The sequence below is a fragment of the Caldicellulosiruptor hydrothermalis 108 genome (genome assembly GCF_000166355.1).
GTDB lineage: Bacteria > Bacillota > Thermoanaerobacteria > Caldicellulosiruptorales > Caldicellulosiruptoraceae > Caldicellulosiruptor > Caldicellulosiruptor hydrothermalis.
In genome coordinates, this window is record NC_014652.1 from 621,066 (window position 1) to 637,696 (window position 16,631).

17 protein-coding genes are annotated in these 16,631 nt (G+C 38.2%); 12 read left to right on the plus strand and 5 right to left on the minus strand.

Annotated features, from left to right (window positions below; genetic code table 11):
* Positions 1-2: 2 nt before the first annotated feature.
* The 4 genes from CALHY_RS02895 to CALHY_RS02910 all read right to left on the minus strand — a co-directional run bounded on the left by CALHY_RS02895 (position 3) and on the right by CALHY_RS02910 (position 2,535).
* A complete protein-coding gene (locus CALHY_RS02895) occupies positions 3-755 on the minus strand; it encodes a metal ABC transporter ATP-binding protein (RefSeq protein ID WP_013402515.1) in 753 nt (250 codons plus the stop codon).
* Between the two features lie 23 nt (positions 756-778).
* The gene (locus tag CALHY_RS02900) at positions 779-1,642 is read right to left on the minus strand and encodes a metal ABC transporter substrate-binding protein (protein WP_013402516.1); all 864 of its coding nucleotides are present in this window, start codon (positions 1,640-1,642) and stop codon (positions 779-781) included.
* Positions 1,642-2,064: a Fur family transcriptional regulator gene (locus CALHY_RS02905; RefSeq protein ID WP_013402517.1), complete on the minus strand. Its 423-nt coding sequence runs from the start codon at positions 2,062-2,064 to the stop codon at positions 1,642-1,644. Before CALHY_RS02905 ends, CALHY_RS02900 begins: the two co-directional genes overlap by 1 nt.
* Before the next feature lie 153 nt (positions 2,065-2,217).
* Complete coding sequence (locus tag CALHY_RS02910; RefSeq protein ID WP_013402518.1) at positions 2,218-2,535, minus strand: ArsR/SmtB family transcription factor; 318 nt, start codon at positions 2,533-2,535, stop codon at positions 2,218-2,220.
* 165 nt (positions 2,536-2,700) lie between these two features.
* On the opposite strand from CALHY_RS02910, the gene CALHY_RS02915 reads away from it, so the two are divergent.
* Positions 2,701-4,098: a radical SAM protein gene (locus tag CALHY_RS02915; RefSeq protein ID WP_013402519.1), complete on the plus strand. Its 1,398-nt coding sequence runs from the start codon at positions 2,701-2,703 to the stop codon at positions 4,096-4,098.
* 31 nt (positions 4,099-4,129) lie between these two features.
* Here CALHY_RS02915 and CALHY_RS02920 read toward each other — a convergent pair whose 3' ends face one another.
* The gene (locus CALHY_RS02920; RefSeq protein WP_238524596.1) at positions 4,130-4,753 is read right to left on the minus strand and encodes a glycerol-3-phosphate acyltransferase; all 624 of its coding nucleotides are present in this window, start codon (positions 4,751-4,753) and stop codon (positions 4,130-4,132) included.
* 101 nt (positions 4,754-4,854) lie between these two features.
* Here CALHY_RS02920 and CALHY_RS02925 point away from each other — a divergent pair, with 101 nt between their 5' ends.
* The 11 genes from CALHY_RS02925 (at position 4,855) to fliF (ending at position 16,627) form a co-directional block, all read left to right on the plus strand.
* Positions 4,855-6,210 (plus strand): RtcB family protein, encoded by a 1,356-nt coding sequence (locus CALHY_RS02925; RefSeq protein ID WP_013402521.1) that lies wholly within the window; start codon positions 4,855-4,857, stop codon positions 6,208-6,210.
* A 31-nt stretch (positions 6,211-6,241) separates the two neighbouring features.
* Positions 6,242-7,339, plus strand: coding sequence for a DNA-processing protein DprA (gene dprA / locus CALHY_RS02930; RefSeq protein ID WP_013402522.1), 1,098 nt, complete (start codon positions 6,242-6,244; stop codon positions 7,337-7,339).
* 30 nt (positions 7,340-7,369) lie between these two features.
* On the plus strand, positions 7,370-9,451 hold the full coding sequence (gene topA, locus CALHY_RS02935; RefSeq protein ID WP_013402523.1) for a type I DNA topoisomerase: 2,082 nt from the start codon (positions 7,370-7,372) through the stop codon (positions 9,449-9,451).
* A 5-nt stretch (positions 9,452-9,456) separates the two neighbouring features.
* On the plus strand, positions 9,457-10,767 hold the full coding sequence (gene trmFO, locus CALHY_RS02940) for a methylenetetrahydrofolate--tRNA-(uracil(54)-C(5))-methyltransferase (FADH(2)-oxidizing) TrmFO (RefSeq protein ID WP_013402524.1): 1,311 nt from the start codon (positions 9,457-9,459) through the stop codon (positions 10,765-10,767).
* A 23-nt stretch (positions 10,768-10,790) separates the two neighbouring features.
* Positions 10,791-11,321: an ATP-dependent protease subunit HslV gene (hslV, locus tag CALHY_RS02945; protein ID WP_013402525.1), complete on the plus strand. Its 531-nt coding sequence runs from the start codon at positions 10,791-10,793 to the stop codon at positions 11,319-11,321.
* A 10-nt stretch (positions 11,322-11,331) separates the two neighbouring features.
* Positions 11,332-12,729: an ATP-dependent protease ATPase subunit HslU gene (gene hslU, locus CALHY_RS02950; RefSeq protein WP_013402526.1), complete on the plus strand. Its 1,398-nt coding sequence runs from the start codon at positions 11,332-11,334 to the stop codon at positions 12,727-12,729.
* A 49-nt stretch (positions 12,730-12,778) separates the two neighbouring features.
* A complete protein-coding gene (gene codY, locus CALHY_RS02955; protein WP_013402527.1) occupies positions 12,779-13,573 on the plus strand; it encodes a GTP-sensing pleiotropic transcriptional regulator CodY in 795 nt (264 codons plus the stop codon).
* Between the two features lie 155 nt (positions 13,574-13,728).
* Positions 13,729-14,127, plus strand: a complete 399-nt coding sequence (gene flgB / locus CALHY_RS02960) for a flagellar basal body rod protein FlgB (RefSeq protein ID WP_013402528.1) — start codon at positions 13,729-13,731, stop codon at positions 14,125-14,127.
* Between the two features lie 6 nt (positions 14,128-14,133).
* Positions 14,134-14,577, plus strand: coding sequence for a flagellar basal body rod protein FlgC (flgC, locus tag CALHY_RS02965; protein WP_013402529.1), 444 nt, complete (start codon positions 14,134-14,136; stop codon positions 14,575-14,577).
* Between the two features lie 20 nt (positions 14,578-14,597).
* On the plus strand, positions 14,598-14,912 hold the full coding sequence (gene fliE, locus CALHY_RS02970; protein ID WP_013402530.1) for a flagellar hook-basal body complex protein FliE: 315 nt from the start codon (positions 14,598-14,600) through the stop codon (positions 14,910-14,912).
* Between the two features lie 32 nt (positions 14,913-14,944).
* Positions 14,945-16,627, plus strand: a complete 1,683-nt coding sequence (fliF, locus tag CALHY_RS02975; RefSeq protein ID WP_013402531.1) for a flagellar basal-body MS-ring/collar protein FliF — start codon at positions 14,945-14,947, stop codon at positions 16,625-16,627.
* Positions 16,628-16,631: the final 4 nt, after the last annotated feature.

Below are 16,631 nucleotides of genomic sequence, written 5' to 3' on the forward strand. Positions count from 1 at the left end.
TTTTATTCTTTTTTAGTATAAGAGTGTCTGTGTTCAATTTTCTTAATCTTATATTTGTACACACTTTCAAACTTTGATGGGGAAAAGTCTTTTGCGCTGCAAGCAGTGTAAATCATACCATCCCCCATACAGATTATGGTATCAGCATGCTGAGTTACAGCATACACATCGTGTGTTACCATTAATATTGTTGTCCCTTCTTTCTTTTTCTCCCCAAGAATTTCAAAAAGAAGCTGCTCAGAGAGACTGTCTATCCCCACAGTTGGCTCATCTAGAAGAAGTATTTGTGGGTCGGATATGAGCGCGCGGGCTAAAAATACTCTTTGCTGCTGTCCGCCAGAAAGCTGGCCTATCAGCCTGTTTTTGAGCTGCTTTATTTGAAGCTTTTCTAAAATGCTTTCAGCTTTTTCAAAGTCCTGCTTTGAAAATCTCTGAAGCAATCCTTTTTTTGGCACCAGTCCTAAAAGTACAGTTTCAAAAACGCTCAAAGGGAAGCTCTGGTTAAAATTTGTGACCTTTTGAGGAACAAAGGATATTTTCTGCCTATCCTGCGGGGTAAGATGCTGTTTGCCAAATATTAGTCTTTTTCCACTTGTAGGGGTGTAAATCCCTGAGATTATATTCAAAAGTGTGGTCTTACCAGAACCGTTTGGTCCGACTATGGCAGCAAACTCACCTTTTTGTATTTTGAGGTTTATGTCTTTTAGGATTCTTTTCTGGTCAATATAAAAGTTTACATCTATAAGTTCAATCATTCTGGTTTTCTCTCCCACAACATTTATTTTAAAACCATCTCAAATGCTTTTAAGTTCTTTTCCATAAGGCTCAATATTGTCTCATTTTTTGCTTGAGATGAGTTTACAATTCCCATTCCATAGATGTTTACAATTTTGACGCCAGTATCTTTTGCGATTGTCTTAACAGCAGGCAAATTTTCATTTGGGTCAACAAGAATGTACTTTATGTTCTTTTCCTTTATAAGCTGAACAATCTCTTTCATTTTTTGAGCCGAGGGCTCTTCTTCTTCATTCACACCTGTAATTGAATATTGCTTGAGGCTGTAGTCTCTTGCTAAATATCCAAAAGAGGGATGGGCAATTAGAAATTCTTTTCTTTTTGAGCTTTTCACAACAGAAGAAAATTCCTTATCAAGTTTATCAAGACTTGCAATCAGCTTTGAAGCATTTTCTTGGTAATAACTTTTGTTTTTTGGATCTAAGCTTATTAAGGCATTTTCAATGTTTCTTGCTATTTTCTTTAAAAGCCTTGGTGATGTCCATATATGAGGGTCACTATCTATAAACTCTATACCTTCAGATGCTCTAAAGATTTTGACCTTTGTTCCCTCAAGAGGTTTTTTAACCCATTCATCAACAAGCCCGAGATATATCACCGCTTTTGCTGATGTAAGCTTGGCAATGTCACGTGAAGATGGTTCAAATGAGTGAATCTCTGCACCGTCCTTTACAAGCTTTTCAACTGTCAGTTTCTGTCCTGCTATAAGTTTTGTAATAGAATACAAAGGATAGATAGTAGTGTAGACTGTGCCTTTGGTGGTAGTTAAAGCTTCATTTTTGCATCCACTCAAGAAAACTATAGTGCTAACAAGCAGAACTATAAATAGTAGCTTTATCCTCTTCATTATTCCTCCCTCCCACAACATTTATCGCATATCCCATACACTTCCAAATTGTGATCCAAAATTTTAAAGTTCATTTTGTTTAGTTCCTCTTCAATTAGATTTATCTTACAGTCTACAATTTCGGCTTTTGCATTGCACTTTATACATACAAAATAGTGGTGATGGCTACTTTTCTTTATCTCAAAAAAATGCTTTCTATTGATAGTAGATTTTACTGCTATACCATTTTGAACAAAAAGTTCAAGGTTTCTATAAACCGTTGCAAGGTCAATATTAAGGTTTTGTGTTTTCAGTAGCTGCAGTATCTCATCGGCAGATAAACACTGCTGTGAGTTTTGCAAAACCTTGTATATTTCAACCCTCTGCCGCGTGGCTTTTATATTGTGCGAGTTTAGAATTGACTTTACATCTTGATGCTTCATCTTTTCCACCTACTTGCAAATAATTTGCAACAACCTATGTTTAACATTATAGATTCTGTGGATAAAAAAATCAAGATGTACGAAAAATAAAAAAGACCTCCTTTACACATTTTTTGCAAGGAGGCCTCTTTGTTGTTTATTGCAACACAGTTTTTAACTAAGAGAGGACAAAAGTCTCAAATCATTCGCAAATATATCTACCTTTGCAAGGTCTTGAATGAGAGCTTTTAAAAATGGGTATTTTTCAAACACATCCTCTTTTATTGAATAAATTCTTTTTTGCGCATGGTTTCTGGCTTCTATAAGCCCAACATTTTTAAGATAAGCAAGGTGGCGAGACACTTTTGGCTGACTTTCCTGAATCAACTGAACAAGACTGCTTACATTTTGTTCGCGGTGGGCCAATATATTTAAAATTCTGAGCCTTGTTGTGTCTGAAAGAGCATACAGTATTTCATTCAGCCTTGTCATTTTTGCTCCCCTTCGCTCAAGAAGTAGTTATGACAAGTATCATTATATCACGTTTTTGAAAAAAAATAAACATATTTATATACACATATGCATATATAACTATTGACACATTAGAGGCAGAAGATGTATAATTGTAGTCAAGCAAGAAAAAAGGAGTGGGGAGTTATGGAACTTCCAAAGAAGATAATAGGTGAAGCTGTGTTAAAGCAGGTAATAAGATATCTTGCAAACAATCCTGAAGAGAACATAGGCAAGATTTTAGACCTTACAGAAAAGATAGTAAGACGTGATAGGGACAAATGGTATATACAGAGTGCTAAAAAGTATCTGCTTGACCCTAACAGCTCTTGGCATCACTATGCAATGAGGATTATTAAGGAGACAAATCCAAGAGTGAGAGAAAGAATTCTCATTAATTTCTTCCTGAATGCTGGTTTTATTGGTGTTCCAAAACAACTTGAACTTATCAAGAAATATGACATAAATATTCCATATGCAATTTTGATTGACCCGACAGCTGCTTGTAACCTGCACTGCAAAGGATGCTGGGCAGGAGAGTATCACAAAGCTGCAAAACTTGACTATGAAATACTTGACAGGGTTGTAAAAGAGGCTCAGGAGCTTGGAATTTACTTTATAATCTTCTCAGGTGGAGAGCCACTTCTGAGAAAAGACGATATTCTAAAGCTTTGTGAAAAGTATGAGGATACAGTATTCCTGTCATTTACAAATGCTACTTTGATTGACGATGATTTCATCGACAAGGTTGCAAAAGTGGGCAACTTGGCATTTGCAATTAGCATAGATGGATTTGAAAAGTCAACAGATGAAAGACGTGGCCAAGGTGTATTCAAGAAGGTTGTAACTGCAATGGAAAAGCTCAAAGAAGCAGGCGTTGTGTTTGGATTTTCAACCACATATCACAGATATAACGTTGAAGAGGTATCTTCTGATGAATATATAGACTTCTTGATAGAAAAAGGAGCAAAGTTTGGATGGTACTTTACTTACGTTCCTGTTGGAAAAGATGCAGACATCTCTTACATGGCAACACCAGAGCAAAGAGCTTACATGTACAAGAGAATAGAAGAGATAAGATGGTCAAAACCGATATTTGTGCTTGATTTCTGGAACGATGGAGAACCTGCTGGTGGGTGCATTGCAGGCGGAAGAAGATATCTTCATATCAACGCAAACGGTGATGTTGAACCTTGCGCATTTATCCATTTTTCAAACGTCAATATAAAAGAATGTTCGCTTTTGGATGCTTTAAAATCTCCACTGTTTATGGCATACAGGAGGAATATTCCATTTAATGAGAACCATCTGCGACCATGTCCTATGATAGACAATCCACTCAAGCTCAAAAAGATTGTTGAAGAATCTGGTGCACGTCCAACTCAGATTGGTGGTGAGACAGAGACAGCTGAAGAACTTGCAAACAAACTTATTGAATATTCAGAGGCTTGGGGCAGGGTTGCAGATAAGCTTTGGGAGCAGAGAAAACAAGGTATTCCTCAGAACAAAGTTGATTTATCTGTGATTCAAGAGATCAAAAGTTAAAGTTGGCGAAAGAGATTGTAGTTAAAGCAAGCTATTTCCCGAGAAAGGGATGGCTTGCTTTTTTTATCGTATTTTTTATTTCCTTTATGATATCTATTGGAATAGATGGAGTCCTCAATTGGCGATATGTTAAGAAGAGGCAAAGCATACTTAGAAATATTATGTCATTTGCATTGGCATTAAAAAGCATTGCAAAAAGTATTACAGACCATATTCCCAGGACTGTTCCTATGTTGTCTTTTCTGAAAACCAAAAGTCCAAAAAAAGTGCCCAGACAGAAGAATATCACGGGCAAGAATCCGTACAGAAATAGCAGGATTCCCATCGTGCTTGCGATTGATTTTCCCCCTTTTAATTTAAGAAAAATTGAGTAAGCATGCCCTAATACCACCATGAAAGCACATACGTACACCGGTAATTTTTGGGAATAAAAAATTGTATTCGCAATGTATATGGTAAAATAACCTTTAGATATATCCAATATCAAAGATGGGATACCTGCTTTTATTCCTGCCACTCTGAATGCATTTGTGGCACCTGGATTATTATCATAAAAATGGGTAATGTCTTTATTAAAAAATTTCTTTGTGATAATATACGAAAAAGGAATACTTCCTATCAAAAAAGCAAGGGAGTAAAAAACAAACTCTTTCATTTTCAAAAATTGGTTTCCCCACCATAGTATTTAATAATATTTTAATGTATTATGAGTTATTTATAAAGATTAAAAAGCAAATACGGTGGTGAAGGTTTTTTATGAAAAAGATAAGAGACGGTGTTTATACAAACGACTATGCGATATTCTTCATGACAGAAGAGATTTTAAAGGACCTTGACGAAGGGGTGCTCCAGCAGGCAAAAAACGCATCCCAAATTCCAAATGTAGAGTTTTTGGGCTACACACCAGATGCACACATAGGCAAAGGTACTTCAATTGGCACAATAATTGTCTGGGACATGTCAAAGGCGTGGATTTCACCAACAATTGTTGGTGTTGACATAGGCTGTGGTATGAGATTGATACTTACAGACAAGTTTGCAGATGATATAGATAAAGCACTTTTGAAGAGAATAATGGATGAGGTAGAAGATTTGATTCCAACAGGTGTTGGTAAGAAGAACAAAAAGATTGCACTTTCCAAGGCAAAGTATGAAGAGTATCTGCAAAATACAGAGATTGATAAGGACATTTCAGACAAGATGGTTCTCATTCATGAGTTTGACCTTGACACAATACCGGATGAGGCTTATGAGATTGGCAAAGAGCAGTTTGCAACCTTGGGTGGAGGCAACCACTTTATAGAGTTTCAAAAACTTCATGTCATAGATAAAATTATTGCAGAAAAATGGGGACTTTTCGATGGGCAGTTTGTTGTGATGATACATTCTGGTTCGCGAAGGTTTGGAGCGGTCATTGGCGATTATTATCAGAAGAAATTCAAAGACGTCATGAAATCCAAGGGTATCACAACACCCGACCCGCAGCTTACCTTTTTGCCAATTGACAACAAGGTTGCAAAAGATTATATTAAAGCTATGCAGTCAGCAGCTATATATGCAAAGATAAATAGACACTATATGAGCAATTTCATAATATCAGTCTTAGAAAAACACTCAATTGACGCTTGGGTTTTGTATGACGTTGCTCATAACATTGCGTACATGGAAAGATTTGCAAACAGAGAAAAGCTTGTTATAAGAAAAGGAGCAACAAGAGCACTCCCACCAAACCACTATTTGATTCCAAATCCTAAATTTGCTGATACAGGACATCCTGTAATCTTGCCGGGCAGTATGGGTTCAAGTTCATACCTGATGAGAGGAATACAGGACAATATAATTAGCTATCACACAGTAAACCATGGTGCAGGCAGGGTTTTATCGCGCACAAAGGCAAAAAAGACAATCTCTATAGATGAGTTTTCAAAGGCATTAAAACAGGGTCAGGATGGAGAGATTCTTATAAACACCAAAAACCTCAAAGACTTTTTAGACGAAAGTCCACAGAGTTACAAAGACATTGAACTAGTGATAAATTCAGTAATTACATCGAGGCTTGCTACTCCTGTTGCTAAAATGGAGCCGCTTGGAGTTATAAAGGGGAAGGATTAATATTACAAATTGGTTTGGGATGAGGTCGAAAATGAACAGAGAAGAACTCATTTATTCTTTGTGGCTTTACAGCATAAAAGGTATAGGGCCAAAGAAGTTCAGGCAGATAAAAAATAAATACAAAACTCTTAAAGAGGCTTATTTTAACAGAAAAGAATTAGAAGTAGAAGGTATTTTTGGACATCTTAAAGATGAGATAAAAAACTCTGATACTGCAGAGGCTGAAAAAATTCTTGAATTTTGTGAGAGAAATAGTATAAATATAATACTTGAAGACGATAGGCTGTATCCTGATGAGTTCAAAGTTTTTGACCATGCACCAGTTATGCTCTTTGTAAAAGGGGATGCAAAGCTTCTTAAATTTCCGCGTAAAATATCAATGGTTGGCACACGAGAACCTACTTATTATGGCAAAAGAGTTGCAAAAGAGCTGGCAAGTCTGCTGGCTTCCTTAGGAATTTTAGTTGTTAGCGGAATGGCAAGGGGGATTGACAGTTTTTGCCATACAGGAGCACTTGAAAATGGGAAGACAGTAGCTGTTTTGGGTTGTGGAGTTGATATTGTGTATCCAAAAGAAAATTTAAAGCTCTACCGTCAGATTATAGAAAATGGGTGTGTTGTGTCTGAGTTTTTGCCAGGTACTTTGCCGGAGAAAATGAACTTTCCGCAGAGAAACAGGATTGTTGCAATGTTTTCACCGTGTTTGGTTGTGATTGAAGCTTCAACCAAGAGCGGTACTTTTTCAACAGTTGACTTTGCTTTGGAGCAGGGGAAAGAGGTATTTGCGGTGCCTGGTAACATCTTTTCGCAAAAGAGTAGCGGCACAAACAGGCTCATAAAAGAAGGTGCAAGGATTATATGTTCGTATGAGGATTTTCTTGAGGACATAAAGGAGATTTATTCTTTAAAACCTGCCCAGCTGAGCTTTGCTGACAAAGAAGATGAAGAAGAACTGACAGATGATGAGAAAAGATTGATAAAGCTTTTAGATGAAAATGGTGAGATGCACGTGGAAAGTTTGATTGCGCTCACAGGGTGGGACCCTGGTAAGATTGCAAGTTTAATTACTTCGCTTGAGATAAAGTCCAAGGTTGTAAGAGACCGAGGAAACATAATTTCTAAACTTTAAAAAAATCTACTTACAGGGGGTAAAATTCTGTTGAAAAAACTTGTCATTGTAGAGTCACCTGCAAAGGCAAAAACAATTGCAAAGTATCTTGGCAAAGAGTTTAAGGTAGAGGCTTCAATGGGCCATGTCAGAGACCTTCCCAAGAGCGATTTGGGGGTTGACATAGAGAATGGTTTTGCACCCAAGTATATCAACATCAGAGGTAAGGCAGATGTAATAAACAGGCTAAAAAAATCTGCAGAAAGTGCAGAAAAGGTTTACCTTGCAACAGACCCTGACAGGGAAGGCGAGGCAATCTCATGGCATCTGGCAACTATTTTGGGGCTTGATGTAAACGACAATGTGAGAATTACATTCAATGAGATAACAAAAAAGGCTGTACAGGAATCTTTGAAAAATGCAAGGCCAATTGACCAGAACCTTGTCAATGCCCAGCAGGCACGAAGAGTGTTGGATAGGCTTGTCGGGTACAAGCTCAGCCCGTTTTTGTGGGAAAAGGTCAAAGGCGGACTTTCTGCTGGAAGGGTTCAGTCTGTTGCGACAAGGCTTGTGGTTGAAAGGGAAGAGGAGATAGAAAATTTTAAGCCTGAAGAGTACTGGACGTTAGAAGCGGTATTTAAAAAAGATGCCCAAGAGTTTAAAGCAAAGTTTTATGGAGATAAGAAGGGTAAGATTGAGCTAAAAAACCAAGGTCAGGTCCAAGAGATTGAAGAAAAGATAAAAAATAAGGAGTTCAAAGTTGTAAAAATAAAGGTATCAGAGAAAAAGAAAAATCCGCCACCACCATTTATCACGAGCACCCTTCAACAGGAAGCGTCAAGAAAGTTAAGGTTTACTCCTGCAAAGACAATGGCGGTTGCGCAGATGCTGTATGAAGGCGTTGAGATAAAAGGAGAAGGAAGTGTCGGTCTTATAACATATATGAGAACAGACTCAACAAGAATTTCTGAGGAGGCACAGCAGGCAGCACGAAACCTTATCCTACAGAAGTTTGGCAAAGAATATCTTCCCGAAAAGCCGAGGGTTTACAAAACAAAAAAGGATGCTCAAGATGCTCATGAGGCTATAAGACCTACTTATTTGGATATGGACCCTGAAAGTATAAAGGATTCTCTGACACCTGACCAGTACAAGCTGTACAAGCTCATTTATGACAGGTTTTTAGCGTCGCAGATGGAAAGCAGCATATATGAGGTTCTTTCAGCCGAGCTTGAAGTGGAAGGCTATATTTTTAAGCTAACAGGGTCAAAGCTCAAGTTTGCTGGGTTCATGGAAGTGTACGTCGAGGGTAAAGACACAGAGGATGAAGAAGAGGAAAATCAGCTTCCAGAAATTAGAGAAGGAGAGGTTTTAAAGCCCATAAAACTTGAGAGCAAACAGCATTTTACTCAACCGCCTTCTCGCTATACTGAAGCAACCTTAATAAAGGCTTTAGAAGAAAAAGGTATAGGAAGACCGAGCACGTACGCTCCAACAATCCAGACAATTCTGGAGAGAGGATATGTTGTCAAAGAAGATAGGTTTTTAAAACCAACAGAGCTTGGCAAACTTGTAACAAATATACTTAAAGAATATTTCAAAGACATAATAGACATTGAATTTACTGCAGAGCTCGAAAGCAACCTTGACAAGATTGAGGAAGGAAAGCTTGAGTGGACTGAAGTTGTAAGAAAATACTACCAGCCGCTTGAAAAGGAACTTGAGATAGCACGAGCTACTTTGCTAAAGGTTAAGGTTGAGGATGAGGAGACAGACATTGTATGCGAAAACTGTGGAAGAAAAATGGTGATAAAAAAAGGCAGATACGGAAAGTTTTTGGCATGTCCAGGATATCCTGAATGCAAAAACACAAAACCTTATTACGATTACCTTGATGTGTTGTGTCCAAAGTGCGGCAAAAGGGTAATAGAAAAGAAGTCCAAAAAAGGCAAGAGATATTACACGTGCGAAGGATATCCTGACTGTGACCTCATTTTGTGGGAAAAGCCAGCCAAAAACTGTCCAAAGTGCGGCAGTCTCATGTTTGAAAAGGGCAGGAAAGGGAATAGAAAGCTTGTATGTTCAAATGAAAACTGTGCTTACGAAGAAAAAATAGGGGAAAAAGGTGAGTAATTGATATGGAAATTGTAGTGATTGGAGCTGGGCTTGCAGGTGTTGAGGCAGCAAATGTAATCACAAAGTTTGGAATAAAGGTAAAGCTTTTTGAGATGAAACCCAAAAAGTTTTCGCCTGCACACAAAATAGATACCTTTGCAGAGCTTGTGTGCAGCAATTCTTTAAAATCTAAGCTTTTGACAAATGCATCTGGGCTTTTAAAAGAAGAGATGAAGGTGTTCGGTTCGCTTGTGATGGAAGCTGCCCAGGCAACATCAGTTGAGGCAGGACAGGCTTTGGCAGTTGATAGGTATAAGTTTTCAGAGTATATAACCCAGAAGATTAAACAAAATGAACTCATTGAAGTTATCCATGAAGAGGTAACAGAAGTTCCAAGAGACAAGGTAGTGGTTGTATGCACAGGTCCACTTACCACAGAAAGTCTTCTTTCTGATATTTCAAAGCTATGTAGTAGCAAAAACCTCTATTTTTTTGATGCAGCAGCACCGATAGTGCTCAAAGATTCAATAGACTTTTCTAAAGCGTTTTTTGCTTCGCGTTATAATAAAGGGTCAAATGATTATATAAACTGTCCAATGACAAAAGAAGAATATGAAAGGTTTTACTGGGAACTTGTAAATGCTGAGGTTATTGAGGTTAAAGACTTTGAAAAAGATTTGCTGTTCGAAGGTTGTATGCCTATTGAAGAAATGGCGAGACGCGGAATTGATACAATTAGGTTTGGTCCACTAAAACCTGTTGGGATTATAGACCCAAGAACAGGAAAAATGCCATATGCGGTTGTACAGCTCAGGAAAGACACGCAAGACGGAAAGCTTTATAATATGGTCGGGTTTCAGACAAGACTCAAGTGGGGTGAGCAGAAAAGAGTTTTCAGGCTCATTCCAGGTCTTGAAAATGCTGAGTTTGTAAGATATGGCGTGATGCACAAAAATTCTTATATTAACTCACCAGAGGTATTAACGAAATATCTTTTTTTGAAGAAATATCCTAATATATTTTTTGCCGGACAAATAACAGGTGTTGAAGGGTATTTGGAGTCTGCGGCAACAGGTATCATTGCAGGGATTAATGCAGCAAGGCAGGTATTGGGGAAAGAGCCTGTGAGTTTGCCCCCAAACACTTGCATTGGAGCTCTGATAGAGTATATTACAACACCCAAAAAAGATTTTCAGCCCATGAACGCTAACTATGGTATAATATCAATTGATAATGAAATTGCAAAAGTAAAAGATAAGGAAAAGAGAAAACTTTTGATTGCACAAAAATCTTTGGACATTTGCAAAGAAGTAGCCAACGAAATTTTTGAATAATTTAAAGTTTATGGAGGTTTGCTATGTTTCATGCAACAACAATAGTGGCTGTAAAAAAAGGCGAAAGTGTTGCCATAGCTGGTGATGGTCAGGTCACATTTTCCCAGAATATGATAATGAAATCGACAGCCAAAAAGGTTAGAAAACTTTACAATGGCAGGGTTTTGGTTGGTTTTGCAGGTTCTGTTGCAGACGCAATAACTCTGTGTGAAAAGTTTGAAGAAAAGCTTGAACAAAATAGTGGCAATTTGCAAAAGAGCGTTGTTGAGCTTGCAAAGGAGTGGCGACAGGACAAAGTCCTAAGACGCTTAGAAGCCCTCATGGTTGTAGCAGACAAAGAACACCTTTTTGTCGTATCAGGAAGTGGCGAGGTTGTAGAGCCAGATGACAACATTGCTGCGATTGGTTCTGGCGGACCGTATGCGTTGGCAGCTGCAAGGGCACTTTTGCAAAGCACTGACCTTTCTGCCGCTGAGATTGCCAAAAAGGCTTTGGAGATTGCGGCGTCCATTTGTGTGTACACAAACAACAACATTACAGTTTTGGAATTGTAGGTGATAAGATATGATGGAATTAACTCCTCAGGAGATTGTAAGAGAGCTTGACAAGTATATAGTTGGACAGGAAAGGGCAAAAAAGTGTGTTGCCATTGCCCTCCGAAATAGGTACAGGCGCGCAAAACTCCCAAAGGAGCTTCAGGATGAGATAACGCCAAAGAACATCTTGATGGTGGGACCAACAGGTGTTGGTAAGACAGAGATTGCAAGAAGACTTGCAAAACTTGTGAATGCTCCGTTTGTAAAAGTTGAAGCAACAAAGTTTACTGAGGTTGGATATGTTGGAAGAGATGTAGATTCAATGGTTCGAGACCTTGTTGAAAATGCAATATCGCTTGTGAAAAGCGAGTACATGGAAAGAATGAAAGAAAGAGCAAAAGCTCTTGTTGAGGACAGAATTTTGGAGATATTAATTCCTGAACCTCAGTCAAGAAAAGCAGGGTTTAAAAATCCGTTTGAAGCACTTTTTGGTGCCACCTCACAAGAGATGGAGCAGAGTTATCAGACAACAGATGACTATATCAGAACGCAAAGAGAGATTTTGCGCGAAAAACTTCGCTCTGGAGAGCTTGAGGACAAGGTGATTGAGGTTGAGGTTGAAGATACTGTAAAGCCTCCATTTGAAATGATTATGGGCACAATTTCTGACGAGATGGGGATTTCTTTCCAGGACGTTTTTGGGTCACTATTTCCAAAGAAGAAGAAAAAGAAAAAGATGACAATAAGAGAAGCGCGTGAGGTTTTAGAGCAGGAGGAATACAACAAGCTCATTGACATGGATGAGGTTATAAAAGAAGCAATTCAGAGAGCTGAACAACATGGAATCATCTTTATTGATGAGATAGACAAGATTGCAGGAAAAGGTTCAAGTGTTGGGCCTGATGTTTCAAGAGAAGGTGTGCAAAGAGACATTCTTCCCATTGTTGAGGGAAGCACTGTTATGACAAAATACGGTCCTGTAAAGACAGACCACATTCTGTTTATTGCAGCTGGAGCTTTTCATGTTGCAAAGGTTTCTGACCTGATACCAGAACTTCAGGGAAGGTTCCCAGTTGTTGTTGAGCTCAATCCTTTGACAGAAGAGGATTTCAAAAAGATACTCACGCAACCCAAAAATGCAATTATAAAGCAGTATATTGAGCTTATGAAAACAGAAGGTGTCAATATTACCTTTACAGATGATGCAATAGAGGCAATTGCAAAGGTTGCTGTGAAGATAAATGAGCAGAGCGAGAATATCGGTGCGCGAAGACTTCACACTGTTGTTGAAAAGATAATGGAAGACATTTCGTTTGAATATGCAAATGTTGAAAAACCAGTAGACCTTGTGATTGACAAGGATTATGTATATTCAAAGGTTTCGGATATTATAAAGGACAAAGATTTGAGCAGGTTCATAATATAACTCAATAAATGTCTTCCATAGGAATTGGTGAAGGGAGATAAATGTGCCAATGCAGCAGAGTCTTCTTGAAAAAGTTCGGAAACTCAACAGAGTTATCCAAAGCAAGGACAAAGAAGTATTGGATTTTGATAGGCTGTGCTCTGTTGTTGGTGATGTGACAGATTCAAGTGTATTTTTTATTGACAAGGATGGCAGAGTTATTTGCAAATACATCATGCCTTTTGTGAATGTGGATATCAAGCTTTCTGAAGAGAAAAAGATAGGCGATAACCTTCAAAAGTTTTTTTGGTGGTTTGTGGACACCAGAGCTAATATGAAGTTTTCAGACATCACAAGAATTGCTGAAATTGAGAACAAAGTTGGTAGTGAAAAAGAATTGTTGTGTACATCTGTCCCTGTGATTGGCGGGGGCAGAAGGTTCGGTACAGTTCTGGCATTCAAAAGTTTTTCTGCTTTTACAGAAGAGGATATAATTGTTCTTGAATATGCCTCTACTGTGATTGGACTTGAACTTTTGAATCTTTCAAAAGAAGAAGATGAAGAGGAAAAGAAAAAAAGAGAGATGATAAAATCTGCAATTGAGACACTTTCTGTGTCTGAGCTTGAAGCGCTTGTGCATATTTTTGATGAGCTAAAAGGGAATGAAGGACTTTTGGTTGCAAGCAGAATTGCAGACAAGGTGGGAATTACACGTTCTGTCATTGTAAATGCGCTCAGGAAATTTGAAAGTGCAGGACTTATAGAGACAAGATCGCTTGGTCTCAAAGGCACATATATAAAGGTGTTAAATGAAATGGTGAGGGATGAGATACAAAAACAAAAAGAGAAGTTAAAATTAAAATGAGGGGAAAGATGAGGATAGCAGGGGGAATTTGTAAATTGAGTGCCTCTTGCTATCCTCTTTTTTATCATTTTTAGTCTAAAAAATTTTGTATGGTATTTTTATCAAAAATTTTGTAAAATAAAATAAAAGATTGTCGAAAAATAGAGGGATAAAAAGTGATAAATATGTTTGATAAAATTGACCTTTACAAAAAGGCACTTGACTGGGCATGGAAGAGAAACGAGATAATATCGAACAATATAGCTAATGCAGACACACCCGGCTACAAGGCAAAAGATTTAAATTTTGAAGCGTATTTACAAAGAAGTTTAAACCAAGAAGAAGGTTTACAACTTTTTACAACAAATGAAAGACATATAAAAGAAAGCAGCAGCCCAGACAATTCAATAGAAGTGCTTGATAGCAGCCTTCAGATGAGACTTGACCAGAACACTGTGGACATAGAACAGGAGATGGGAAAACTCCTGCAAAACTCTCTGTATTTTGATGGTGTGTCACTTCAGCTTTCAAGGGAGATAAACAAGTGGAAGACGGTTATCAAGGAAGGTAGGTGATAAAGAATGGGAATGTTTGATGCGATAAACATCTCTTCGTCGGCTTTGACTGCACAGCGTGTCAGAATGGATGTAATTGCTCAAAATATTGCAAACGCAAACACTACAAAAACAGAAAATGGTCAGCCTTACAGAAGAAAGGTTGTGGTTTTTGAAGAAAGAAGACAGAGCTTTGCTGAGATATTAAGTCAGAAGATTGGTCAGGCTCAAGCTTCATCTTATGGTGGTGTGAGAGTAAAGGCTATTTTAGAGGACCCAAGCCCGTTTAAAAAGGTATATGATCCTACCCATCCAGATGCTGACCAAAACGGGTATGTAAATTATCCAAATGTAGACATTGTCACAGAGATGGTTAACATGATTGAAGCATCGCGTTCGTATGAGGCAAATGTCACTGCTCTTAACATCACAAAGTCGATGATAACAAGAACATTTGAAATAGGTAAATAATTAAGGGGGATTTGTAGACAATGGTGGGGAACATAAACTTTGATAGCATTACAAAAGCTTTTGAAAAGCAGTTTTCGAGCATAAATACAAACAGCGCAAGTACTCAAAATTCCCAGGTTTCGTTTGTTGATTTTCTCTACAAAGCGTTAGAAGGTGTGGATGGGCTTCAAAAAGAAGCAGATTATCAGAACAACCTATTTTTGCTGGGGCTTTCTGCAAATCCGCAGGATGCGATAGTAGCATCTGAAAAAGCATCAATTGCACTGCAGCTGACCTTGCAGATTCGAAACAAGATTTTGGATGCATACAATGAGATTATGCGCATGCAGGTATAACTTTTTTATTTCTTTGCGGGGAGGTATTATAGTTGCCTCAGTTTTTAAATGATTTTTTGAAAAATATAAAAGAAAAGTGGAGTAGCTTATCCAAATCGCAGAAGATAATGCTTGTTGTATCTTCTTCTATAATACTATTATCGGTCATTGCAGCCATTTACATTACAACAAGACCTCACTATGTCACAATCTTTTCTGGGCTTGACCCGAAAGAGGCAGCAGAGATTCAAAACATTTTAAGCGAGCAAAAGATTGATTCAAAAGCTGCAAACGGTGGTACAACTATATTGGTAAGAGATACTGATGTTGACAGGGCAAAGATGGCGGCAGCTCAAGCAGGGTATCCTAAAAACAGCAGTATTACATTTGAAGATGCGCTAAAACTTTCAAGCTCCATGACGGCAACAGAAGCTGATAAAAGAAGGACGTTTATAAAACTTAAAGAAAGTGAGATTCAACAGGCTCTAAAACAAATGTCAGATTACATAGAGGATGCGGTTGTAAATTTGAGCATACCTGAGGACTACACTTTTGCGCTTAAAAGTGAGGCAACAAAACCCACTGCGAGTGTAAAGCTCACTTTGAAAAAGAGCTTAAGCTCAGACCAGATAGAGGGTATCCAGAGGTTTGTTGCAGCCTCTGTTGAAGGACTTTTGCCAGAAAATGTAGTGATAATAGACAATAAAGGCAATTATCTCTCAAGCAATTCATCCGATACAACAGAGGGACTTTCGAGCAAACAGCTTCAACTCAAGATTGCCACCAAAAATGAGATAGAGAAAAAGGTAAAAGAGCTTTTGGGAAGTTATGTAAGTTCCCCTGAAGATGTGAAGGTTTCAGTGAATTTAGATATGAACTTTGATATGCAAAAGATAAGTGAAACAAAGTACTCCCCTGTTTTAGAAGACAGTGGCATAGTGGTATCAAAGAAGACAACAAAGGAGGAAGCTCAGAGCACAAATTCTTCATCCAGCGGTGTTCCCGGGACTGATACAAATCCCACACAGAATACAACACAGTATCCCATTTCATCTCAGGGAGGGCAGTCTACATATACAAAAACTGATGAGACTGTAAATTATCAGAACAATGAGAAAAAGATTGAGACTATAAAAGCACCTGGTACTATCAACTATGACAAGTCTTCAATAGCAGTTGTGCTATACAGATACGTTACATATACTCAGGAAGATTTTGAAAAGTCCGACCAGGCAAAAAACATGAGCTGGGCACAGTTCAAGCTCCAGAATCAGAACAACAAAAGGTCGTTTTTGACAGACCAAAAAGAGGTGGAAACCATTGTAAATCTTATAAAGAGTGCAACAGGTATACAAAATGTAACGGTGGAAGGGTATGAAATCCCGACATTTGTTGACAAGCCACAAAGACAAATTCCTGTTGATTACATCTACGTTGCGCTTGCGTTTTTGCTTTTGATGGTGTTTGCGGCAAGCCTCTTGATAAAGGCATCAAAGAGCAAACCTCGTACTGTGGAGCTTGCGGGTGTTGGACCTGTAGAGATTTCAGAGGAAAAACCTGTAGCTGAGGAAATTTTGCAAGAGGCCGAAAAGAGAAAAAAAGCAGAAGTTGAAGAGATAAATGTCGAGGAATTTGGTGTTAGCCAGTATGAAAAACAGATTGACAAGCTCTTAAAAGAAAAACCTGAAATAGTTGCACAACTTCTCAGAAACTGGCTCAATGAAGATTGGGAGTGATGGA